We start from the raw sequence: 22,232 nt of genomic DNA, 5'->3' as shown, positions 1-22,232 counted from the left end.
CAGGAGGGAGACGTTAGAGTGCGTCATTGCCGGTTTCGCCGGTACGGATGCGCACGACCTGCTCAAGGTCGTACACGAAAACCTTGCCATCGCCGATCTTGCCGGTGCGCGCCGAGGTCTCTATGGCTTCGATCACGCGTTCCACCAGATCCTCGGACACGGCTGCCTCGATCTTCACCTTGGGCAGGAAATCGACAACATACTCGGCGCCCCGGTACAGCTCGGTATGGCCCTTCTGACGGCCAAAGCCCTTGACTTCGGTCACGGTGATGCCTTGCACACCCATGCCTGAGAGGGCTTCGCGCACCTCGTCCAATTTGAACGGTTTGATGATGGCAGTGACAAGTTTCATTTCAGTTTTCCTCCAGGATGAATAACGGGGCGGCAACAGATCCCGCCGCTCTACAAGGTTTTTGTAAGCATCACGACCAGCGTGTTTTTATTGATGGAGCGGCCGCTGGTGTCCACCACGGCAGGATAGACATAGCTCGACTTCTTGTCCGCGCCCACCAGCGCGCCCGACAAGGCCAGGCCATTGCCCAGGTCATAGCTGGCGCCCACGCTGTAGTCCATGTAGTCAGGCAGGCTGGCCGAATTCACGCCGCTCTTGAAGTTGGTAAAGCCCAGGGAAGCCTTCAGGGTGACTTTGGGCAGGAGTTCCTGGGCATAGGCCAGGTTGAAATAGCCGGTCCCGCGTCCATCGCCGATCAGGAATTCCTTGCCAATGCCGAAATAGCCCTTGGAAACCGTATGCGAATACTTGGCACTGACCGGTCCGTAACCGGCCCCCAGGTAAACCTCGGTCGTGTTGGCGCCGCTGGCGCCGGGGTAGAGATAGGTCAGGGCGCCGACATCCATGGCCAGCGGCCCGGCATTGAATTTATAACCGCCGTAAATATCGATTTCAATGTGGTTGCTCGGGTTTGACGGCAGGTACTTGGTCCAGTTCACCGTCGAGTTCCAGTTGCCAAGGTAAAAACCGCTGTCAAATGCGTAATCCACACCGCCTTGCAGGGCAGGCTTGAAAGCCTTGGTCTTCGACTGATCCTGGTCCTGTCCCCGGAATTTGTAGTTGCTGGCCAGCGCGAGGTTGAATGACAACGGCGATGCAGCAGGCTCGGTAGGTGCGGCGCTTTGGGCAAAGGCGGCGCCGGACAGCATCAAAGACATGCAACAAGCCAGGGGAACAGTGATTGGATTCATGACAACTCCGGGATTTTTAAAAAATGGATGAATTGCTTTAGCAGGGACCGTGCCAGCTACTTTTTTCCTCGCCTGCAAGCACTTGGCCGATTGCAACCGCTACCGGTTACGCTAGAGGATTACAAGATGTTACGCACCGTTTTGATGCGTCCAATGCGCACAACTTTGATGCATAAATAAGAAAGCAACCGAATGAGCCTGTCTTTAGTGCACAGCCGTGCCTTGTTGGGACTTGAAGCGCGTCCGGTGTGCGTTGAAGTGCACCTGGCCAACGGCCTGCCGAGTTTCACACTGGTCGGACTGGCCGATACCGAGGTCAAGGAGGCGCGCGAGCGGGTGCGCTCGGCCATCCAGAATGCCGGGCTGGAGTTTCCGGGCAACAAGCGCATCACGGTGAACCTGGCGCCCGCCGACCTGCCCAAGGACTCGGGCCGGTTCGATTTGCCGATTGCACTCGGCATATTGGCTGCCAGCGGCCAGATCGATGCGCGCAAGCTGGCGGGCTATGAGTTTGCCGGTGAGCTGTCGCTGGGCGGTGATCTGCGGCCGGTACGCGGCTCCCTGGCCATGAGTCTGGCGATTGCCCGGCCGCCGCACGGCGCGCCGCAACCCCTGCCCCGGCTGGTGCTGCCAGAAGGCAGCGCGCAGGAAGCCGCGCTGGTGCCGCAGGCCGAGGTCTACCGCGCGCAGCATCTGCTTGACGTGGTCAGGCAGTTCTTGCCGGGCGATGCCGTTCCCGAAGCAAGCGACGGCTGGACGCGCGCAGCTTCAAGCGCGCCTTCGCGGCAGCCCGCCTATCCCGACCTGGCCGATGTCAAGGGACAGGCCGCCGCCCGCCGGGCACTGGAAATCGCGGCGGCCGGCGGACACAGCATCTTGATGGTGGGCGCGCCGGGTTCGGGTAAGTCCATGCTGGCGCAGCGCTTTGCCGGCCTGCTGCCCGCCATGACCACCGACGAAGCGCTGGAAACCGCCGCTGTCGCCTCGCTGGGCGGGCGCTTCACGCTGGACCACTGGGCCGTGCGGCCGACCTGCGCGCCGCACCACACGGCCAGCGCGGTGGCGCTGGTGGGCGGCGGCTCGCCACCGCGCCCGGGTGAAATCTCGCTGGCGCACCGGGGCGTGCTGTTCCTTGACGAACTTCCGGAGTTTCCCCGTGCCGCGCTCGAGGCACTGCGCGAACCCCTGGAGTCGGGCCACATCACGATTTCGCGTGCTGCGCAGCGCGCGGAATTCCCGGCGCGCTTTCAACTGATTGCCGCGATGAACCCCTGCCCCTGCGGCTACCTGGGCTCCAGCCTGCGCGCCTGCCGCTGCTCGCCCGAAGGCATTGCACGCTACCAGGGCAAGCTCAGCGGACCGCTGCTTGACCGGATCGACCTGCATGTGGAGGTCGGCAGCCTTACCGCCGATGAACTGGTGAACGCGCCGCCGGGCGAATTCACCGAGGCCGTGCGCAGTCGGGTGGTCAAGGCCCGGGACCGCGCAATGGACCGGCAGGGCAGCGCCAACCAGGCGCTCGAAGGCCAGGCCATCGACGTCCAGTGCCAGCTGGACCCGGCTGCTGCCAGGTTCCTCAATGTGGCAGCAACGCGGCTGGGCTGGTCGGGCCGGGGCATTCACCGCTGCCTGAAGGTGGCGCGCACCATTGCCGACCTGGCCAGTGCCAAAACAGTGCAGGTCACGCATGTCGCCGAGGCGGTGCAATATCGACGCGTCCTGAAGGCAGCGCACTGAAGCACAAGGCTCCAGGATCAGGAATCCCGGCTTTTAGTCAAGTTTGAAGCATGATCAAAACTCATCAATGGAGTTATTTTTAGTAATTTAAGCAAGAAAATAAAATTTATTTTCTTGCTTGCAAACACTCTCAAAAAAACGCCTCTCTTGCTGAAATCACTTTTTCAGGGACAACACCGCAGCGGTTTTCCGGAGCCCGGGTTACCCATCAACACAAAAGCTTGCCGGCAATCAGTGTTTACAAAAAAATCTTCTTTTGCTACTATTTTTATAGCTAACAAGCCAATGCTTTATTGCGCAAAAGGCAATACTTAGCAAAAAAATAATTGTTCAGGCCTGTCTTTTTTTGTTATGAAAATATTACGCAGCTGCGGTTGTCGTAAGGACCGAGGCTATTTGAAATGGTTGTGAACGCAATGTAGCTTCCCTACAATTAATTTCTAATTGAGAGGAAACTTTGAGCATTGATGAAGCTGGCGGTATCCATATCTGGACAGCGCGCCCCAAGGATATTGAGCCGGCTCAATGGCCACAATTGACTGCGTGGCTTGGTGCACCGGAGCTTCTTTGTGCAGCAAAATTTCGGCACGATGAAGATCGCCGCGCCTACATCCTGGCGCATGCATTGCGGTGCCTGGCCGTGGCGACCCTATTGGGCGTGCCGTCCATGTCCCTTGCATTTTCCAGCGAAGCCAGCGGAAAACCTCTCCTGACAGTTCCGCCAGACCAGGCCATCTACTTCAGCCATACCTACGGCCGCACACTGGTGGTGTGTGCCGTCACGCGCATCGGCGAGGTCGGTATTGATGCCGAACCCCTCCAACAGGGCAACGCCGACATGGCGCTGCTGCGCGGCCTGATAGCGCTGCCCGATGCGCAGCAACGCCAGGCGGCGCCGGGGAGCGACAGCACGCAGCAGTTTTTCTTCTACTGGACGCTGCTTGAGGCGTACTGGAAATCCAAGGGAAGGGGACTGTCGTTTGACCATCCAGCGCTGCATTGCCAGCCAACACCCCAAGGCTGGTTTGAGGTTTCCACATCGCAGGCAGGCCTTGGCGGGCACGGCTGCCGCGGCGAACGCACATGGGCCATGGCAGTACAGGGGCCTTCCGACTGCGTGATCATGCTGGCCGTGACAGCAAGCCTTGCCCATGCAGCAAACAATGCGCTCCGACTGGTCCACCACACACCGGTCTTTGAACCGGTCCTTGCGACGCAGCACGGCCGCCTTCAAAAGCCGCGCCCGTTGCACCGGCTTTACCCGCCTGACGCGCCAGCCAGCGCTGCATCAAGCATGCAAGCGGCCACCTGCGTCAGCGCATGAAAGGAATGAGTATGAAAAGCCATCGGGCCAGCGCCCTGTTTGCAGGCCATGAAAGCCTGCTGATTCACTGTGCCGAGGCTTGGCTCAATGCCGGTCATGCGGTGCATGCCGTCGTCAGCACCGAGCCAGCCATCGTTCAGTGGGCGCGCACGCGCGGGGTTTCGGCCTTTGCCGATGAGGCGTCGCTGATGCAGCAGTCGGGGCAGACGTTCGATTACCTTTTTTGCCTGGACAAGCCGTGCAACGTATCGCGCGATTTGATGGCGCAGGCGCAAGCACTGGCCATCACGTTTCACGACGCACCACTGCCGCAGCACGCGGGCTGGCATGCGCCGGCGTGGGCGCTGATGGCGCAGGAAAGGTCGTATGGCGTTACCTGGCACGAAATGACGCCTCTGGGCGAAGGCCGCATCGTGCGCCAGGCACACTTTGCCATTCCGCCGGGCGAAACGACACTGGGCTTGCAGGCGCGCTGCTACGAAGCGGGCCTGCAAAGCTTTGAAGCCCTGGCCGATGCGATTGGACGCAACGACCTTGTCTTGGGCGAAGCATTGCCCGCCAGCCCTTGCGTTGACCGCCAGCAGCGTCCGCCCACACTGGGCACGCTTGATTTTTCACGCCCGGCCGCAGAACTGGCGGCGCTCGTCGCCGCGCTCGACTTTGGCCCTCACCCCCATTTCTCCAACCCGGTGGCCCGCGCCAAGCTTTACTTGGGCGATAAAACACTGCTGATAAACACGGCGTGCGCCCTGCCCGTCGCCGAGTCCTCCGGCGCGGCACCCGGCACGGTGCTGCAGGCCGATGCAGACAGCGTTCGGGTGGCCACGGCAAACGGCGACATCGTGCTGTGCGGGTTCACTGCGCCCTGGGGCACTGCACCTGGCCACGGCCTGCTGTCAGGCATGGCGCTGCCCTTGCTCGACAGCGTGACATGCGCCAAGCTGGCCGCCTGCGCCCCTGAAATTGGCCAGGGTGAACACTTCTGGCAACAGGCCTTGCGCACGCTGGCGCCCGTGGAACTGCCTTATCCGCAAAAAACAGGCGTGCTGCAGTTCGCTTCAGTGCCATTGCGGCAACTGGCGCGCGTGCCCCTTGCACTGCCAGCGCGCGGCGCGGCAACAGTGGCCGGTTTTTTCGGCTGGCTATCAGCCCTGACCGCGCAGCAGCGCATTTCCATGCTGTACGGTGACAGCACGCTGCAAGCCAGCGCCCAGGGGCTGGAATACTGGCTGTCGCCCTGGGTACCGCTGACGCTGGACACCGCGCCCGATCGGTCGGCACAGCAAGTCGCAGAACACGCGCAGGCACAGATTGACCAGATGCACCGGGCCGGTGCCTGCCCGCGCGACCTGCCGGCGCGGCTTGGCGGCACGCCGGAGGCCGGCGAACGCTGGAGCAAACTGGGAATCAGTCTGGAAGGCGCTGCCGTGCCGCCCGGGGCCGAACTGATCCTAATGAGCGAAGCGTCCGGTCAGCAGCTCGAACTCGTCGGCGACACGGCTGTTTTTTCAAGCGAAACCCTGGAAGCGATGGCCAGCCATCTGGCGGTTTACCTTCAGGCGTTTGAAGGTGCCGACCCGATCGCGGCGATTGCCCTGACACCTGACGTTGATACGGCTTCACTGGCGCACCTGAACGCGACCGCCACACCGTATGACACTGCATTGGGCATTCACGAAGCCATTGCCGCACAGGTGGCCCGCACGCCGCTCAGCACCGCCGTGTCCTTCCGGGGCCAGACCCTGAGCTACGACGCACTCCACGCGCAGGCCAGCGCGCTGGCAGAACGCCTGCGGCTGAGCGGTGTGCGCCCGGGCGACGTCATCGGCCTGTGCCTGGATCGCGGCCCTGACATGGTCGTTGGCATGCTAGCCATCCTGCAGACCGGCGCGGCCTACCTGCCGCTGGACCCGGACTACCCGCACGACCGCCTGCTGTACATGATCGAGGATTCCGGCGCGCCGCTGGTGCTTTCCAACCGCGCCGTCACTGCCCGGCTGCACCTTCCGCCGGAAAAGGTGTTCCTGCTGGATAAAGCTGAAGCCGGGGCGGGCTTCGCGCCAGTCCTGACGCGAAGCCCGGCGCCAGAGAAGGCGCGGCGCGCGGCTTACCTGATCTACACCTCCGGCTCAACCGGCCGCCCCAAGGGCGTGGTGGTCACGCACCAGAACGCGCTCAATTTTTTCGCCGGCCTGAACGCGCGTATTCCGCATGCGCCACCCGGCCGCTGGCTGGCCGTGACCAGCGTGTGCTTTGACATTTCGGTGGTTGAGTTGCTCTGGACATTGACGCACGGCTTTGCCATCGAGCTGCATTCCAACACCCTGCCCTACCTGTCGGTGGCCGACGCCCTGCGTCAAGGCCAGGTCACGCACCTGCAATGCACCCCGTCCATGGCCTCGATGCTGGTGTCGGACACTGCCGGACGCCAGGCGCTCTACGGCCTGGCGGTGCTGATGGTCGGCGGCGAAGCGCTGTCGATGAAACTCGCCCAGGAGTTGCGGGCGCTGGTGCCGGGGGCTTTTTTCAATATGTACGGTCCGACCGAAACCACCGTCTGGTCCACCGCCTGCGACCTGGCGACGCTGGACGACCTGGTGCCGCTGGGCCAGCCGATTGCCAACACGCAACTCTCGATCCGCACGCCGCGCGGCGCCGAATGCCCGGCGCTGGTGGCCGGCGAGTTGCTGATCGGCGGCGACGGCGTGTCCGACGGTTACTGGCAGCGGCCCGAGCTCAACGCCGAGCGCTTCCTGGAGGACAACGGCGCACGCTGGTACCGCACCGGCGACCTGGTGCGCCGCCATCCCGACGGCACGCTGGAGTTCCTCGGCCGCATCGACCACCAGGTGAAGATTCGCGGCCACCGCATCGAGCTCGGCGAGATCGAAAGCGTGCTGCTGCGCCAGCCTGGCGTGAAAGAAGCAGTGGTCATCGCCCGCGAAGATGCCGCCGGTGACTGGAGCCTGGCCGCTTACGTGACGCCGCAGGCGGACACGTTGCTCGACACCGACCAACTGCGCCGTGGCGTGGCCGAAAAGCTGCCCGACATCATGGTGCCCAAGGCCATCGCGGCGCTACGCGCATTTCCGCTGACGCCCAATGGCAAGGTGGACCGGCGCGCCTTGCTGCCAGCACGGTCACCGACCGCCGATGCGGGCGGGCTGCCGCAAAGCCGGTTTGAAAAAGCCATTGCCGCTGCTTGGGAGCCGATCCTCGGGCAGTCCGGCGTGCGCACCGGCGACAGTTTTTTTGATCTTGGCGGCAGTTTGTTCTTGGCCGTGCAGGTGCAGCGCCGGTTGCAGGAAACCTGCGGCCTCAACGTCCCGTTGGCTGACATGATGCGTTTTCCGGTCCTCGGCGAACTGGCCGGGCAGCTCGATGCCAGCGTGCCCGGCCAGTTCGCCGCAGCCATGCTGCACAACGGGATTGCCGCCGGTGCCGCCTTGGCACTGGCGTTGCCTGATGCCAGCCCGGTGGCGCAGGCAGTGCCAGTGCGTTCCTCCATCGAATCTGGCATTGCTCGGATGTGGCGCGAGTTGCTGGACATGCAGGACATCGCGCCCGAGGATGACTTTTTCGCGCTCGGTGGCCATTCGCTCACGGCCGTGCGCCTGTTCGCCCAGATTCGCAGTCAATTCGCCGTTGACCTGCCCTTGGCCACCCTGTTTCAGGCTTCGACCCTTGCAGGCTTTACGGCCATCGTCGCCAAGGCCTGCGAGATTTCGATGGCGCACATGCAGGCGGCAGCCAGCGCATCCGGCGCGCTGGCGCCTGCCGTGCCCAAGTGGTCTCCGCTGGTGGCCATTTGCCAGGGACAAGCAGACCAGCCCCCGCTTTTTTGCATTCATGCCGCCGGTGGAAACGTGATCAATTTCAAGCGCCTGGCAACCGAGCTGGGGCCGGCACAACCCTTCTATGGGCTGCAGGCCCAAGGCGTTGACGGCCACCGTCCCGCACTGGCGACCATTCAGGCCATGGCCGCGCAATATGTCGAGGCCATCCGTTCCGTAGATCCTCACGGTCCGTATTGGCTTCTCGGCTATTCCGCGGGCGGCGTGATTGCCTTCGAGATGGCACAGCAGCTCAGGCAGGCCGGCGCGGAGGTGGCGCTCCTGGGGATGATCGACACGCTGTCGCCAGAGGCGGCAGAGCGCAACATCTCATTTTTGAGAAGACTGTGGCTGATGCGGAACTGGTCTCTGAAGTTCATCAGGGAACGCTCCGAGCGCCGCCGCCAGACAAAACTCCTTGAAGAAAATCTTGCGTTGAAGCTGGGAGAATTTTCCCCCGGCGAACCCGTGACGCAAGACCTTATCGGGCATCACCTGTACCACCACTTCTTTGTGGCCCTCAAGCTCTACAGGCCCAAGCCCTACCCTGGGCCGATGGTTCTTTTCAAGGGCGCGTCCCATCTGGCCGAAATGCCTTATTTGAACGCCGGACAAAGCCTGGGCTGGGAAAAGCACATCCAGGGCGGCATTCGCCCGGTCACCATCGTCAGCCATCACGCCTCGATGATGGAGGAGCCCGGTGTGCTGCAACTGGCCCAGGCGCTGCAGCGGGAACTGGCCCGTACCGTCGATGCGCAGGCTGGAGCGCGGACGCGGATCAGATTGCAAGCCGGGCCGTTGCCGGCCTGAAGAAGCGCCCGCCCGGACGCGGCCCGCGCTTCAAAGATTGGGCGCCAGCAGGCGTTGCAGGTCTTCGGCCCGCGCGCCACGTCGCTGCGCCAGATCGTGCAGCTGGTCGTCGCCGATCTTGCCAACGCTGAAGTAACTGCTTTGCGGGTGGCTCAGGTAAAACCCGCTGACGCTGGCGGCGGGCGTCATCGCCAGGCTTTCCGTCAGCGCCATGCCGATGTCGGCGCATTGCAGCAACTCGAACATCTCTTTTTTTGCGCTGTGGTCCGGGCAGGCCGGGTAGCCGGGCGCCGGGCGGATGCCCTGGTATTGCTCGGCGAGCATCGCGTCCTTGTCGAGCGCTTCGGCGGGCACATAGCCCCAGAGGTCCTTGCGCACCCGCTGGTGCAGCGCCTCGGCAAAAGCCTCGGCCAGCCGGTCGGCCAGCGACTTGAACATGATGGACGAGTAGTCGTCGTGGTCGTCGAGGAAATACTTGTCCTTCTTCTCGGCGCCCAGCCCGGCGGTGACGGCAAAAATACCGATGTAATCGGCGATTTTTGAGCCATTTTGGCCGTTTGCGCATGTCTGGCTTGCACGAGCAGCTATTAATTCAGGAGTAAGCACCTTGGGCGCGACAAAGTCGGCCAGGCAGCGGCTGGGGCGCATCACGCCGTCAACGGCTGTTTTCTCGGTCTGCTGGCGCAGGCCGTACCAGGTCATGGCGACTTCGCTGCGCGTCTCGTCGGTGTAGATCTCGATGTCGTCGCCGACGCTGTTGGCGGGATACAAACCCATCACGCCACTGGCGGTGAGCCAGCGTCCCTCGATCAGCCGCTTGAGCATGCGCTTGGCGTCGGCATAGACGCGCACGGCCTCGGTGCCCACCACCTCGTCCTTCAGAATCGCCGGGAACGGCCCGGCCAGGTCCCAGGTCTGGAAGAACGGTCCCCAATCAATGAACTCGGCGAGTTCGGCCAGGTCGAAATTCTTGAAGACGCGCCGGCCGATAAATTTGGGCATGGGCGGCGTGTAGCTCGCCCAGTCCATCGCCGTGGCATTGGCCCGCGCCTTGGCCAGCGGCCACATCGGCACCTGCTTCTTGCTGGCGTGCTGGATGCGCACCTTCTCGTAGTCGGCGTTCAGCTCGGCGATGTACTTGGCGGCGTTGTCAGACAGCAGGCTTTGCGCCACGCTGACGCTGCGCGAGGCGTCGGGCACGTACACCACCGGGCCTTCATAATGCGGCGAAATCTTCACCGCCGTGTGCACGCGGCTGCAGGTGGCGCCGCCAATCAGCAGCGGAATGTTGTTGAGGCGGAAATGGTCGTCTTTTTGCATCTCGCTGGCGACGTACTGCATTTCCTCCAGACTCGGCGTGATCAGTCCGGACAGGCCGACGATGTCGGCGCCTTCGGCCTTGGCCAGCGCCAGAATCTCGTGGCACGGCACCATCACGCCCATGTTGACAACCTCGAAGTTGTTGCACTGCAGCACCACGGTGACGATGTTCTTGCCGATGTCGTGCACGTCGCCCTTGACGGTGGCGATGATGATCTTGCCCTTGGTCTTCACGTCGCCGCCGGCGGCCTGCAGCACCAGCTTTTCAGCCTCGATGTAGGGCAGCAGGTGCGCCACGGCCTGCTTCATCACCCGGGCGCTCTTGACCACCTGCGGCAGGAACATCTTGCCCTGGCCGAACAGGTCGCCGACCACGTTCATGCCGTCCATCAGCGGGCCTTCGATGACATGCAGCGGCCGCCCGTTTTCGGCAAGGATGGTCTGGTACATCTCCTCGGTGTCTTCGGTGATGAATTCGTTGTTGCCATGCACCAGCGCGTGCGACAGGCGGGCGCGAATCGGCAGCGCGCGCCATTCGTACTTCTTGCTCTCGTCGCGCGCACCGCTCTTGGCCGTTTCAGCCACTTCAATCAGGCGCTCGCCGGGTGTGAGGTGTTCCTCGCCTTCCTTGTAGAGCGGCTGGCGGTTCAGCACCACGTCTTCGACGCGCTCGCGCAGCACCGGCTCCAGGTCGTCATAGACACCCATCATGCCGGCGTTGACAATGCCCATGTCCATGCCGGCCTGGATCGCGTGGTACAAAAATACCGTGTGGATGGCTTCGCGCACCGGGTCGTTGCCGCGAAAGCTGAACGACACGTTTGACACGCCGCCCGAGACCTTGGCACCGGGCAAATTGGTTTTGATCCAGCGGGTGGCGTTGATGAAGTCAACCGCGTAGTTGTTGTGTTCGTCAATGCCGGTGGCAATGGCGAAGATGTTGGGGTCGAAAATGATGTCTTCGGGCGGAAAACCGATCTCGTCCACCAGCAGCCGGTAGGCGCGCTCGCAAATGGTGATTTTTCGCTCGTAGGTGTCGGCCTGCCCCTGTTCGTCAAACGCCATGACGACGGCCGCAGCGCCGTAGCGCTTGAGCAGTTTCGCCTGCTGCTTGAAGGCGTCCACGCCCTCCTTCATCGAAATCGAGTTGACGATGCCCTTTCCCTGGATGCAGCGCAGGCCGGCCTCGATCACGCTCCACTTGGAGCTGTCGATCATGATGGGCACGCGGGCAATGTCGGGCTCGCCGGCGATCAGGTTCAAAAACCGAACCATGGCCGCCTGGCTGTCGAGCATGGCCTCGTCCATGTTGATGTCGATGATTTGCGCGCCATTTTCGACCTGCTGGCGCGCCACCGCCAGCGCCGCTTCAAAGTCGCCGTTCAGGATCATGCGGGCGAAGGCCTTGGAGCCGGTGACGTTGGTACGCTCACCAATGTTGACGAACAGGGAATCCGGTCCGACAGTGACCGGCTCCAGGCCGGAAAGCTTCATGGGCGGGACGTTCGGAACGGGTGGGGCGACTGGCGGGATAGATTGAATTGCGGACATGGCTCACCTTGGAACAAAGGTGAGCGTCGTTGCCAAAAAGAGCGTTTTGCGCCCTGTTGACCCAAGCCTGACGAAACGGTGTTTCGCTGCAACGCTCCTTGAGTTAAGCTCGATTTTAAGCACCAATGCCGGCAGGCCGGTTTCAAGCCATCAAATTCCACCGGGTCGACCCATGACAAGCACCTTCCTTAGAAAAAAAAGCTTCCCGTCGATCAGTCCGCCGCATGACGCTACCGAAGGTTCGGAAACGGCCGACCTGGCGGCCCGCTTGCTGGTGGCGCCCACCGCATTGATGCAACTGACGATGCCAGAGGCGCGCACGGTGGTGCGCTACATGCAGCCGCAAATTGTGTCCAAGGACACTGTCTTTATCCGCGAAGGTGATGTTCTTGACACCGGATTCCTGATGCTCCTGCTCGATGGCGAAGTGACGGTGGAAACACAGGTGGTCAGCCGTGCCGAGCCCATCGTCATCACCTTGCTGGGCCCGGGCAGCCTGATTGGCGAACTCGGCATGTTCGACGGCCTGCCCCGCTACGCAAGCTGTGTTGCGGCCACGCAGTTGCGCTGCGCGATCCTCACCCGCGCAGGACTGAGCCGCCTGATGGAGGAAAACCCGGGCATTGCCGCCAAACTGCTGCTGGCCGTGTCGCTGCGCATCGGAGCGCGCCTGCGCGAAGTGACCGACAAGCTCAAGATGTATGTCCAGCTGACGCAGGCAATGGAGCAAGAGATCGGTTCGCGGCCCGAGGCCTGAACGGTCGTGCGCCACAAAGGCGCCCGAAGGCTCGTCCTGACCCTGCTTTCAGGCCGTTTCGGCGTAGAAGACACCGCGCTGCAGCTTGCGTCCACCCACCAGCGCCACCGACTGGGCAATCGCCGCGATGTGCTCGGGCGTGGTGCCGCAGCAGCCGCCCACGATATTGACCAGTCCTTCGGCGGCAAACTCGTGCAGCAGGCGCGAGGTCACGTCGGGCGTTTCGTCAAAACCGGTGTCGCTCATCGGATTGGGCAGCCCGGCGTTCGGGTAGCAGCTGATGAAGGTGTCGGGCGCGGCCTTGGCCAGTTCCTGGATATAGGGACGCATCAGCGCCGCGCCCAACGCGCAATTCAGGCCCACGGCCAGCGGCTCGGCATGGCGCACGCTGTGCCAGAAGGCCGTCACCGTCTGGCCGCTCAAAATCCGGCCTGACGCATCGGTCACCGTGCCGCTGATGATCAGCGGCAGGCGTTCACCGGAGTTGTCGAAGTACTCGTCGATGGCAAACAATGCCGCCTTGGCATTGAGCGTGTCGAAAATCGTCTCGACCATCAGCACGTCGCTGCCGCCCTTGACGAGCGCCTCGGTCTGCTCGTAGTAAGCCTTGCGCAGTTCTTCGAAACTGGTGTTGCGCGCGCCCGCGTCGTTCACATCGGGGCTGATGCTGGCGGTCTTGGGCGTGGGGCCCAGCGTGCCGACGACAAAGCGCGGCTTGTCCGGCGTTGAAAACTTGTCGCACGCCACCCGGGCAATGCGGGCCGATTCGTAGTTCATCTCGACCGCCAACTCGGCCATGTCGTAGTCGGCCTGGGCCACGGTGGTCGCGCCAAAGGTGTTGGTCTCGATCAGGTCGGCACCGGCGGCCAGGTAGCCTTCATGGATGTCGCGGATCACGTCCGGGCGCGTGAGACTCAGCAACTCGTTGTTGCCCTTGACGTCACGGTGAAACGCCTTGAAACGCTCGCCCGACCCACCGGGGCCGGCGTAGCCTTCCCCCCGGTACTGCGCTTCACTCAGCTTGAAGCGCTGGATCATGGTGCCCATCGCACCGTCAAGAATCAAAATGCGTTGCGCCAAAAGGGCGGGGAGTTGTGCGGCGCGGGTGTAGGGTATCGGCTTCATGGCGTGCATTCTAGGACGCGGTTCATGGCCGTTGACTTTCCCTGACAATACGGCAGTTGCCTGCTGGCGTTTGCTGAAGACCGTGCTGAACCGGCAACCGGCCCGAACAAGGGGACGCAAGCCTGCCGGCAAACGCTGCGAAGCGCTGATTAGAAAAATAGTGATTAAATAGGGTCTTTGCGCCCGTGTGCCTTTCGCAAGCAGCTATTTTTTTCATAGCAATCCGGATTTCACACCGCCAACTTGTACGTACCGAACTTGTCATCATTGCCTACTTCTTCCTCCCAGCCCACGCCGCTGGACGTGCTTGGCCAGGTCTTTGGCTACAGCGACTTTCGCGGGCCGCAGCAAGCCATCGTGCAACACGTCGTGCAGGGCGGCGACGCGCTGGTGTTGATGCCGACCGGCGGCGGCAAGTCGCTGTGCTACCAGATTCCGGCCATCGTGCGGCAAAACGCCGGGCACGGCGTGACCATCGTGATTTCACCGCTGATTGCGCTGATGCACGACCAGGTCGGCGCGCTGACGGAAGCCGGCGTGTCGGCGGCCTTCCTCAATTCGACGCAGACCTACGAGGAAAGCAGCGCGCTGGAAAAGCAGCTGCTGGCAAACAAGCTAACGCTGCTCTACGCCGCGCCCGAGCGCATCAACACGCCACGCATGAAGGGCCTGCTGGCCTCGCTGCACGAGCGCGGGTTGCTGAGCCTGTTTGCCATTGACGAGGCGCATTGCGTGAGCCAGTGGGGCCACGACTTCCGGCCCGAATACCGCAGTTTGAGCCTGCTGCACGAATCCTTTCCCGACGTGCCGCGCATGGCGCTGACGGCGACGGCCGACCACCTGACGCGCCAGGACATGGTCGAGCGGCTCAAGCTCGAAGAGGCGCGCGCGTTTGTCAGCAGCTTTGACCGGCCCAACATTCGCTACACCATCGTGGAAAAAGTCGACGCGACGCGTCAGCTGCTTCGCTTCATCCAGTCCGAGCACGACGGCGAGGCGGGCATCGTCTATTGCCAGTCGCGCAAACGCGTGGAAGAAATCGCCAGCATGCTGGAGGCCGCCGGCATCAAGGCGATGGCCTACCACGCCGGGCTGGACGCCAAGCTGCGCCAGCAGCGCCAGGACCGGTTTTTGCGCGAGGACGGCATGGTGATGGTGGCGACGATTGCCTTTGGCATGGGCATCGACAAGCCCGATGTGCGCTTCGTCGCGCACCTGGACATGCCGAAAAACATCGAAGGCTACTACCAGGAAACCGGCCGGGCCGGGCGCGATGGCTTGCCGGCCGACGCCTGGATGGTCTATGGCCTGCAGGACGTGGTGAACCAGCGCCGCATGATCGACACCAGTGAAGTCGCCAGCGAAGAATTCAAGGCCGTGATGCGCGGCAAGCTCGATGCGCTCTTGACACTGGCCGAAGGCACGCGCTGCCGGCGCGTCAGCCTGCTGGGCTACTTTGGCGAGCCAAGTTCGCCCTGTGGCAATTGCGACAACTGTTTGAATCCGCCCGCTGTTTGGGACGCGACCGAGGCGGCGCGCAAGATGCTCAGCTGCATCTACCGCGTGCAGCAAGCCAGCGGCATCAGCTTTGGCGCCGGCCACATCATGGACATCCTGCGCGGCAAGCCGACCGAAAAAGTCGTGCAGTACGGCCATGACCAACTCAGCACCTTCGGCATCGGTGCCGACCTGGCCGAGCCGCAATGGCGCGGTGTGCTGCGCCAGCTGATCGCCAGCAACCTGGTGCGCGTCAACGCCGAAGCCTTCAACACGCTGCTGCTGCTGCCCGATGCACGCCAGGTGCTCAAGGGCGAAGTCAGCGTGCTGCTGCGCCAGCAGGCCGTCAGCGCCAAAGCCGAGCGACCCAGACGCGGCAGCAAAACGCCGGCGAAGAAAACATCGGCCAAGGGCATGGCCGAAGCCACGCTGAACGCCGGCGCTCTGGAACGGCTGGCACGCCTGAAATCCTGGCGCGCCGACGTGGCACGTGAGCACAACTTGCCGGCCTTTGTGATTTTTCACGACGCCACGCTGCGCGCCATTGCCGAGCAGGCACCCAAAAGCCTGCGTGACCTGGAAGGCATCAGTGGCATGGGCGTGAAGAAGCTGCAGGCGTATGGGGCCGAGGTGCTGCGGGTGTGTGGCGAAGAGGGTTGACAAACTCCACGCGTGGCTTTGCTGGGGCCGATCCGGTGGCCCTAATCAAAATTTACAATTAAAGTGACTCGGGCGCAATGCAGGCAAGCGATATAAGCTATGAATTATGTAGCAATTATCAACGCATGAACCCTATCGAGCGCCCTTCCCGCACCTCGGGCTTGATGCGGTGTTCAGCTTCGAGTTGCGCAAGGAATTCTTCGGCGGACAGTTCTGTTTCCAGAATCACCCCCTGCCGCTTGACCGCTGCAAAGTCGCCGGGGCACAGCTGTGTCAACAGGGCGAGTCTTTTTTGCAGCGGCGGCGTGAGCAAGGAAACATCGCCTGCCAGCGCTTCCGTCACGAACATCGTTTCGCGCTGCTCGCGCGTTAGCGGCATGAACCTGATCTTGAAGGTAAAGCGCCGCAACGCCGCCTGGTCCAGGCTTTCCAGCAGGTTGGTGGTGCAGATGAAAATACCGGCATAGCGCTCCATGCCCTGCAGCATCTCGTTGACCTCGGTGACCTCATAAGTGCGCTGGGCGCCGCGCCGGTCCTGCAGAAAGCTGTCGGCCTCGTCCAGCAGCAGCACGGCTTTTTCATTCTCGGCTTCGCGGAACATGGCGGCCATGGCCTGCTCGGTTTCGCCGACGTACTTGCTCATCAGGTCGCTGGCCTGCTTGATCAGCAGCGGCTGCTCCAGCGCCTGGGCGATGTGCTCGGCCAACGCGGTCTTGCCGGTGCCGGGCGGGCCGTAGAAGCACAGGCTGCCGTGGCCCCGGCTTTTCAGCGCCTGCACGATGCGCGCAATCTCGAACCGCGACTCGACGTTGAGCATTGCCAGGTCATAGGTCGTCACGTTGCGCCGGCTTGAGGCTTCGGCCTTGTTGCCCAACGCCACGTCGGCGTTTTTCAGCTGGCGTTCGATCAGCGACTCCATCAATGACGGCCAGCCGCCCGCCAGGATGGCCTGCAATCCGGCGCCATCGACCTGCGCGTCCATGGTTTTTTCAGGCGCGCTGGCCAGCCGGGCAAAGCGCACCGCCGTGCGGATTTGCGCCGGCGTCAGGCCTTTGCGGGCAGTGAGCCTGGCGATGAAAGCATCGCTGACCTGCACGCCTTCGAGCGTTTTGCGGACAATGCCTTCGCGCGCGCCGGGGGGCGGCGAACGTAGTTCCAGGTGGTAAGCAAAGCGGCGGCGAAACGCCGGGTCGATCTGCTCGATGCGGTTGGTCACCCACAGCGTGGGCACGGGGTTCGATTCGAGAATCTGGTTGACCCAGGCCTTGCCGCTGACCGAATGGCTGCCGGGCGCGCTCAACTGCTCGGAGCGTGCCATCAGTTGTGCGGCTTCGCTGGAAATGGGTGGAAACACGTCTTCCACCTCATCGAACAGCAGCGCCGAATGCATGCTGCCCTTGAGGAACACCTGGGCAATCTGCAGCGAGCGGTAGCGGTCGCGCCCGCTCAGGGAGTTGCCATCGCGGTCGGCATATTCGACCTCGAACAAATCCAGTCCGGCAGCCTGCGCCACCACCTTGGCCAGCTCGGTCTTGCCGGTGCCGGGCGGGCCATAGAGCAACACATTCACGCCCTGCTCTTTGGCGGCCACCGCATGGCGCAGCAGCGACACCAGCACTTGCGCGTCTTCTTCGACAAACGCAAAGTCGGCCAGCCCCAGTTGGCTGCGGGTCGCCGGCCGGGTAAAAACCGCCATCAACTCGCCGTGGTCGCGGTATTTGCGCATCAGGACCGGCGGCAGTTTTTCGCTGACCTTCATCAGGTCGGCCAGGTCGGTGATGTTGTGTTCGGAAATCAGGTTCTCGACCATGCCGATGCGTTCCAGCCGCGAGCCGGGCCGCAGCGCCTCGGCCACTTCGGGCGCCTTGACGCCGGCGACATCGGCAATCGCCGCATGGGCTTCGGGCGCGTTGTTGACCTTGAACTCGACCAGAAGCGAGCGCAGGTCGCGCTGGTAGCGCGCCAGCGTGCCGTAGAGCAGCAACGCGCGCTCGGCGCGGTTGAGCTGCAGCAAACTGGCCAGCGACTCGATGTTTTTCTCGACCAGCGTCGACTGCTTTTTCAGTGCCAGCGTCAGCCAGTCGCCGGTGGCGCTGAGCACCGACAGCAGGTCCTTGGGCTGGTCCTTGGCATGCTCGTCAAGGTAGAAGAACAGCGTGCCTTCTTCATACGGGCCGCGCCAGACGCCATGGCGCGCCATGAACTCGGCATCGCTCAGGGCTTCATGGTCTTGCCAGAACTCGTTGCCCTTGCAGCGGCGGCCCAGGAATTCACGCAGCCGCTGAAATGCCGGCAAGGGCCAGACCAGGTGCCGGCCAGACAAGGACAGCAGGCTGGTCAGGTCGCGCCGCACATTGAACTTGGCGCCCTGGCGCGCGGCCAGGGTGAGCACGAAATGCGAGCACATCAGGTCCAGCACCGGCGCGTCTTTCAGCCCGGGGGACAACAGCCACTGCTGCGGATGCTCGACAAGTGAACGCTTGTTCATGGACAGACTCCAGTTTCCAACGGTATCGCCAACTCCCCCACGCCAGGTTTTTATTTATGTACAGAAGCTTCACCATAACGCATGCAGACGCCGCATGGAAGACACTACTTCAATAGTGGCGCCTGACCATTTCTGCTGTATGCGCTTTAAAGGCACTGAAAATGCCTGCCACCCGCTTCAAGCCGTGTTTTAAAAGGAAATCCATGCTCAGCCTGACCGATATCGAACAAGCCGCCCAGCGCCTGCATGGCCATTTGCTGAACACGCCCTGCGTCGAGTCGCGCACGCTGTCGCAGCTCACCGGCGCGCAAATCTACCTGAAATTTGAAAATTTGCAGTACACCGCGTCGTTCAAGGAACGCGGCGCCTGCAACAAGCTGGCGCAGCTCAGCGACGCCGAGCGCCAGCGCGGCGTGATTGCCATGAGCGCGGGCAACCATGCGCAGGGTGTGGCCTACCATGCGCAGCGGCTGGGCATTCGCGCGGTCATCGTGATGCCGCGTTTCACGCCGGGCGTGAAGATCGAGCGCACCCGGGGCTTTGGCGCCGAGGTGGTGCTGCACGGCGACACGCTGGATGCATCGCGCGCCCATGCGCTGGAGATGGCCGAACGCGAAGGCCTGGTGTTTGTCCACCCCTACGACGATGAAGCCGTCATTGCCGGCCAGGGCACGGTGGGGCTGGAAATGCTGCATGCCGTGCCCGACCTCGAAGTGCTGGTGATTGCCGTGGGCGGCGGCGGGCTGATTGCCGGCATGGCCACGGCGGCCAAGGCGCTGAAGCCGGGCATTGAAGTCATCGGCGTGCAAACGTCGCGCTTTCCCGGCATGGTCAACGCCATCAAGGGCACGCACCATCCGCAGGGCAGCAGCACGATTGCCGACGGCATTGCCGTGGGCACGCCGGGCGTGATCACGCAGGCCATCATTGCCCGGCGCGTCGATGACCTGTTGCTGGTAGACGAAGGCGACATCGAGCAGGCCATGGTGATGCTGCTGGAAATTGAAAAAACCCTGGTCGAGGGCGCAGGCGCGGCTGGACTGGCGGCACTGCTGAAATACCCGGCGCGCTTTGCCGGCCTGAAGGTCGGGCTGGTGCTGTGCGGCGGCAACATCGACCCGCTGCTGCTGGCGGCCATCATCGAGCGCGGCATGGTGCGCGCCGGGCGGCTGGCGCGTCTTCGTGTCAGCGCGCGCGATGTCCCCGGCTCGCTCGCCAAAATCACCGCCACGGTCGCCGACGCCGGCGCCAACATTGAGGAAGTGCACCACCAGCGCGCCTTCACCATGCTGGCAGCGCTGAACGTCGAGATCGAGCTGGTGGTGCAGACGCGCGGCCGGCCGCACATCGAGCAGGTGCTGCAGGCTTTGCGGGCGGCCGGCTTCGAGGCCGAAGAGCAGCACTGAGCCGATGGGCCATTGCGCCTTCGTTTTACCCCGTCAACCTGATTCAAGGTAACAACTCAGTCCCTAGAGGGCTTTTCATTTTTTCTGGCATTGCGGACTTGATCCGACATCCAGGACCCGCCGTGAGTGGAGATGGATCCCGGGTCAAGCCCGGGATGACAGAAGCGGCAAGGAACAGTACAGGCTCTTGTCATTGCACGTCACCTGAAAATCGACCCAAGTCGTTGCAATTTTGGCATCAAAAAGGGCTCTTGCTCACGACTGGCTTGCGTATTAAGCTATTTATTCAGTAGCAAAAACTGTAGTCTATCCTGCGTGCCATGACCAAAGGCCAGGGTCGATTTCGCGCAACCGGCGGTCAGCGCAGATGCTTGGACAGCTTGGCGGCAAACAACGCCGGAATGCCGACACTGCGCCGGCCTGCAATGACGTCGAACGCATCGCCGGCTCGCAGCGTTCCAGGCGTTTGCACCGCCAGGTAAAAGCCGCAAAAGCCGCTTTGCGCCATCAGTTTTGAAGCCCGCGCAAAGCCCATCGCCGCATTGAATTTGTAGCAAGGCTCGCGCGGCAGCGTCACGCGCAGTTCGCAGTTGGGAAACTTCAGCACGTCGCCGGCCCAGACGCCGGTTTCGAGCAAGCCTTCAAGCGTCAGGTTTTCGCCCAGGCTGCCAGGCGGCAGGCTGTCGTCGATGGCGTCAAGGCCGGCTTCGCGCCGAGCCGCCTGCCAGAAAGCGTAATGCTCCGACGGATAGGCATACACGGCTTTTTCCAGTCCGCCGTGAACCGACAGATCCGCCTGCTCGTCGCCCATCAACCCGAGCGGCAGCACCGGCACGGCGCCCGCCACCGGCTGCTTGCCGTAGGCGCTCAAGATGCTGCGCTCGCCGACCCTGATGCGGCGGGCCGACCCCACCTGAACCGAAACAACCTGCGGCATGGCGCGCAAGTCAGTTCCAGCCAATGACATCAAAGCCTTTTTCGCTCAGGCAGCGCTGCACAAAACTGCGGTAAACGCCATTGGGCCGGTCGTTGTGGAATGCGCCCGACACCGCGCCGGCCGAGCCGCCCACGGCAGCGCCCGTCGCGCCGGCGCGCAGCATGCCTTCGCCGCCCCGCCCGGTGATCAGTGCCCCGATGGCCGACGCTACACCAGCCACCGCGGCCCCTTCGCCGGCACGGCGGCCCACTTCGTTGCTGTTTTGCGACGGACTCAAACCCGATGCCTGGGCGCGCGACAGGCAGGCGTTCACTTCTATCCGGCCCTGCGCTTCACCCACGCGGTTGAGCGTGGCATTCGGGTAGAGCACGGGCGTGGCCGAAGCGCTGCTGGGGCCGCTGCTGGCACAACCGGCCAGTCCCAGCACCAGCGCGGCACTGGCGGTGAGCGCAAAAAGGCGGCTTGAATAATTCATGAAAGGGTGTGCGGACGTCTGCATGTCGCAAGCGTAGCGCAATTGCACAAGGCCGCAATAAACCCCCGGGCATGCCAAGAAGGTAAACTTGCAACAGTTTCCCCAAGCATTCCAGGAGCCCCCATGACCCCAGAACACACCACCAACGCCGCCCACAGCAGCCCGACACCCGCGCAAGAGATGGACGCGGTCGAAGCCATCGTTCCGATGATTCCTTTCGTGCTGCCCATCGTCGGCGGCGTGCTGATTTTCCTGCTGGCCTTCATCGCCGTGTTCATGGCTTGATCTGGCCTTGCGGCTGCCACGCCTTCTGAAAAAGTCCGCCGCGTGCGGATTTTTTTTCGCAGGCAAGAAGTGCAGCGGTGCAAAAACCCAAGCCAAAACAGTCATCACCTCCGGAACTACAAACACCGGCAACCATTCAAAGGGCCCGCATGCTGCCTCCGCAAGCGATCGTTTTAGAAGCACAAAGCCTGGTCTTCAGCCATTCGCCCGCAGCCACGCCGCCGCTGTTTGACCGCCTGTCTTTTGTGATTCCGCCCGGGGTGACGTGGCTCGGCGGCGACGAAGGCAGCGGAAAAACCACCCTGCTCCAGTTATTGGCCGGCGCCCTGCCAGGGAGCGCGGTGCAAGGCCAGCTTCAACTCCACGGCGTTCGCCTGGCGCAAGACCCGGCTGCCTACCGACGGCAAGTCGCCTGGCTGGACCCGCGCGATGACGCTCGCGATGCCCAGACCGCCCGCGCGATTTTTGCCGGCATGCCGGCGCACCACGCTGGCTGGAACGCGGCCGCGCTGCAGGCGCACCTGGTCGGGCTGAGCCTGGCGCCGCATCTGGACAAGGCGCTTTACATGATGTCCAGCGGCACCCGGCGCAAGGTGCTGATCGCTGCTGCACTGGCGGCCAGCGCGCCGCTGACCCTGCTCGACCAGCCCTTCATGGCGCTGGACCGTCCCTCCATCGACTATTTGCTGCAGGTGCTGCAACACGCCAGCCGGAACAGCGACCGGGCCTGGGTGGTGGCGGATTACGAAGCGCCTGCAGACGTGACGCTGGCCAGCGTGATTGCGCTGCGCGCCTGACAGCGAAATTCAAGCCAAATCGGCCAT

Annotated in this window: 15 protein-coding genes and 1 riboswitch; of the genes, 8 read left to right on the top strand and 7 right to left on the bottom strand. The window is 62.9% G+C overall.

Annotated features, from left to right (window positions below):
* Nucleotides 1-13: 13 nt before the first annotated feature.
* On the bottom strand, nucleotides 14-352 hold the full coding sequence (gene glnK / locus IWX87_RS06325) for a P-II family nitrogen regulator (protein ID WP_196862664.1): 339 nt from the start codon (nucleotides 350-352) through the stop codon (nucleotides 14-16).
* A gap of 50 nt (nucleotides 353-402) precedes the next feature.
* The gene (locus IWX87_RS06320) at nucleotides 403-1,170 is read right to left on the bottom strand and encodes a TorF family putative porin (RefSeq protein WP_196862686.1); all 768 of its coding nucleotides are present in this window, start codon (nucleotides 1,168-1,170) and stop codon (nucleotides 403-405) included.
* A 225-nt stretch (nucleotides 1,171-1,395) separates the two neighbouring features.
* Between IWX87_RS06320 and IWX87_RS06315 the strand changes: the two genes are divergently transcribed.
* The 3 genes from IWX87_RS06315 to IWX87_RS06305 all read left to right on the top strand — a co-directional run bounded on the left by IWX87_RS06315 (nucleotide 1,396) and on the right by IWX87_RS06305 (nucleotide 8,907).
* The gene (locus IWX87_RS06315) at nucleotides 1,396-2,940 is read left to right on the top strand and encodes a YifB family Mg chelatase-like AAA ATPase (protein WP_196862663.1); all 1,545 of its coding nucleotides are present in this window, start codon (nucleotides 1,396-1,398) and stop codon (nucleotides 2,938-2,940) included.
* 667 nt (nucleotides 2,941-3,607) lie between these two features.
* Nucleotides 3,608-4,264, top strand: a complete 657-nt coding sequence (locus tag IWX87_RS06310; RefSeq protein WP_196862662.1) for a 4'-phosphopantetheinyl transferase superfamily protein — start codon at nucleotides 3,608-3,610, stop codon at nucleotides 4,262-4,264.
* A gap of 11 nt (nucleotides 4,265-4,275) precedes the next feature.
* On the top strand, nucleotides 4,276-8,907 hold the full coding sequence (locus tag IWX87_RS06305) for an amino acid adenylation domain-containing protein (RefSeq protein ID WP_196862661.1): 4,632 nt from the start codon (nucleotides 4,276-4,278) through the stop codon (nucleotides 8,905-8,907).
* 30 nt (nucleotides 8,908-8,937) lie between these two features.
* On the opposite strand, the gene metH is transcribed toward IWX87_RS06305, so the two are convergent.
* Complete coding sequence (gene metH / locus IWX87_RS06300; protein ID WP_196862660.1) at nucleotides 8,938-11,778, bottom strand: methionine synthase; 2,841 nt, start codon at nucleotides 11,776-11,778, stop codon at nucleotides 8,938-8,940.
* A gap of 14 nt (nucleotides 11,779-11,792) precedes the next feature.
* Nucleotides 11,793-11,884, bottom strand: a riboswitch (S-adenosyl-L-homocysteine riboswitch).
* A 66-nt stretch (nucleotides 11,885-11,950) separates the two neighbouring features.
* On the opposite strand from metH, the gene IWX87_RS06295 reads away from it, so the two are divergent.
* Complete coding sequence (locus tag IWX87_RS06295; RefSeq protein ID WP_196862659.1) at nucleotides 11,951-12,535, top strand: cyclic nucleotide-binding domain-containing protein; 585 nt, start codon at nucleotides 11,951-11,953, stop codon at nucleotides 12,533-12,535.
* Nucleotides 12,536-12,583: 48 nt separating this feature from the next.
* On the opposite strand, the gene IWX87_RS06290 is transcribed toward IWX87_RS06295, so the two are convergent.
* Nucleotides 12,584-13,660 carry a homocysteine S-methyltransferase family protein gene (locus IWX87_RS06290; RefSeq protein ID WP_196862658.1) on the bottom strand — a complete coding sequence of 359 codons (1,077 nt, stop codon included), beginning with the start codon at nucleotides 13,658-13,660 and terminating at the stop codon, nucleotides 12,584-12,586.
* A 258-nt stretch (nucleotides 13,661-13,918) separates the two neighbouring features.
* Here IWX87_RS06290 and recQ point away from each other — a divergent pair, with 258 nt between their 5' ends.
* Entirely contained in the window at nucleotides 13,919-15,817 is a 1,899-nt protein-coding gene (recQ, locus tag IWX87_RS06285) for a DNA helicase RecQ (RefSeq protein ID WP_196862657.1), read from the top strand.
* A 118-nt stretch (nucleotides 15,818-15,935) separates the two neighbouring features.
* Here the strand turns inward: recQ and IWX87_RS06280 are convergent, their stop codons facing one another.
* Nucleotides 15,936-18,305: an ATP-binding protein gene (locus tag IWX87_RS06280; protein WP_196862656.1), complete on the bottom strand. Its 2,370-nt coding sequence runs from the start codon at nucleotides 18,303-18,305 to the stop codon at nucleotides 15,936-15,938.
* Nucleotides 18,306-18,508: 203 nt separating this feature from the next.
* On the opposite strand from IWX87_RS06280, the gene IWX87_RS06275 reads away from it, so the two are divergent.
* Nucleotides 18,509-19,711, top strand: a complete 1,203-nt coding sequence (locus IWX87_RS06275; protein ID WP_196862655.1) for a threonine ammonia-lyase — start codon at nucleotides 18,509-18,511, stop codon at nucleotides 19,709-19,711.
* A gap of 358 nt (nucleotides 19,712-20,069) precedes the next feature.
* Here IWX87_RS06275 and IWX87_RS06270 read toward each other — a convergent pair whose 3' ends face one another.
* Both IWX87_RS06270 and IWX87_RS06265 read right to left on the bottom strand, forming a co-directional pair.
* Entirely contained in the window at nucleotides 20,070-20,678 is a 609-nt protein-coding gene (locus IWX87_RS06270; RefSeq protein ID WP_231374624.1) for an MOSC domain-containing protein, read from the bottom strand.
* Entirely contained in the window at nucleotides 20,659-21,123 is a 465-nt protein-coding gene (locus IWX87_RS06265) for a glycine zipper family protein (RefSeq protein ID WP_196862654.1), read from the bottom strand. The genes IWX87_RS06270 and IWX87_RS06265 overlap by 20 nt, the downstream gene beginning before the upstream one ends.
* 123 nt (nucleotides 21,124-21,246) lie before the next feature.
* On the opposite strand from IWX87_RS06265, the gene IWX87_RS06260 reads away from it, so the two are divergent.
* Together IWX87_RS06260 and IWX87_RS06255 are read left to right on the top strand one after the other, a co-directional pair.
* Entirely contained in the window at nucleotides 21,247-21,408 is a 162-nt protein-coding gene (locus IWX87_RS06260; RefSeq protein WP_196862653.1) for a hypothetical protein, read from the top strand.
* Nucleotides 21,409-21,557: 149 nt separating this feature from the next.
* Entirely contained in the window at nucleotides 21,558-22,205 is a 648-nt protein-coding gene (locus IWX87_RS06255; protein ID WP_196862652.1) for an ATP-binding cassette domain-containing protein, read from the top strand.
* Nucleotides 22,206-22,232: the final 27 nt, after the last annotated feature.

Origin of the sequence: Polaromonas sp. CG_9.7 (assembly GCF_015752205.1) — a bacterium.
Classification (GTDB): domain Bacteria; phylum Pseudomonadota; class Gammaproteobacteria; order Burkholderiales; family Burkholderiaceae_C; genus Polaromonas.
Note: the sequence above shows the minus strand (reverse complement) of the source record. Positions and strands in the feature narration are given on the sequence as shown.

What these genes read in the sequence shown, in the direction of transcription:
- glnK (WP_196862664.1), bottom strand. Translation starts at nt 352, where the DNA reads ATGAAACTTGTCACTGCCATCATCAAACCGTTCAAATTGGACGAGGTG.
- IWX87_RS06320 (WP_196862686.1), bottom strand. Translation starts at nt 1,170, where the DNA reads ATGTCTTTGATGCTGTCCGGCGCCGCCTTTGCCCAAAGCGCCGCACCT.
- IWX87_RS06315 (WP_196862663.1), top strand. Translation starts at nt 1,396, where the DNA reads ATGAGCCTGTCTTTAGTGCACAGCCGTGCCTTGTTGGGACTTGAAGCG.
- IWX87_RS06310 (WP_196862662.1), top strand. Translation starts at nt 3,608, where the DNA reads ATGTCCCTTGCATTTTCCAGCGAAGCCAGCGGAAAACCTCTCCTGACA.
- IWX87_RS06305 (WP_196862661.1), top strand. Translation starts at nt 4,276, where the DNA reads ATGAAAAGCCATCGGGCCAGCGCCCTGTTTGCAGGCCATGAAAGCCTG.
- metH (WP_196862660.1), bottom strand. Translation starts at nt 11,778, where the DNA reads ATGTCCGCAATTCAATCTATCCCGCCAGTCGCCCCACCCGTTCCGAAC.
- IWX87_RS06295 (WP_196862659.1), top strand. Translation starts at nt 11,951, where the DNA reads ATGACAAGCACCTTCCTTAGAAAAAAAAGCTTCCCGTCGATCAGTCCG.
- IWX87_RS06290 (WP_196862658.1), bottom strand. Translation starts at nt 13,660, where the DNA reads ATGAAGCCGATACCCTACACCCGCGCCGCACAACTCCCCGCCCTTTTG.
- IWX87_RS06280 (WP_196862656.1), bottom strand. Translation starts at nt 18,305, where the DNA reads ATGAACAAGCGTTCACTTGTCGAGCATCCGCAGCAGTGGCTGTTGTCC.
- IWX87_RS06275 (WP_196862655.1), top strand. Translation starts at nt 18,509, where the DNA reads ATGCTCAGCCTGACCGATATCGAACAAGCCGCCCAGCGCCTGCATGGC.
- IWX87_RS06270 (WP_231374624.1), bottom strand. Translation starts at nt 20,678, where the DNA reads ATGTCATTGGCTGGAACTGACTTGCGCGCCATGCCGCAGGTTGTTTCG.
- IWX87_RS06265 (WP_196862654.1), bottom strand. Translation starts at nt 21,123, where the DNA reads ATGAATTATTCAAGCCGCCTTTTTGCGCTCACCGCCAGTGCCGCGCTG.
- IWX87_RS06260 (WP_196862653.1), top strand. Translation starts at nt 21,247, where the DNA reads ATGACCCCAGAACACACCACCAACGCCGCCCACAGCAGCCCGACACCC.
- IWX87_RS06255 (WP_196862652.1), top strand. Translation starts at nt 21,558, where the DNA reads ATGCTGCCTCCGCAAGCGATCGTTTTAGAAGCACAAAGCCTGGTCTTC.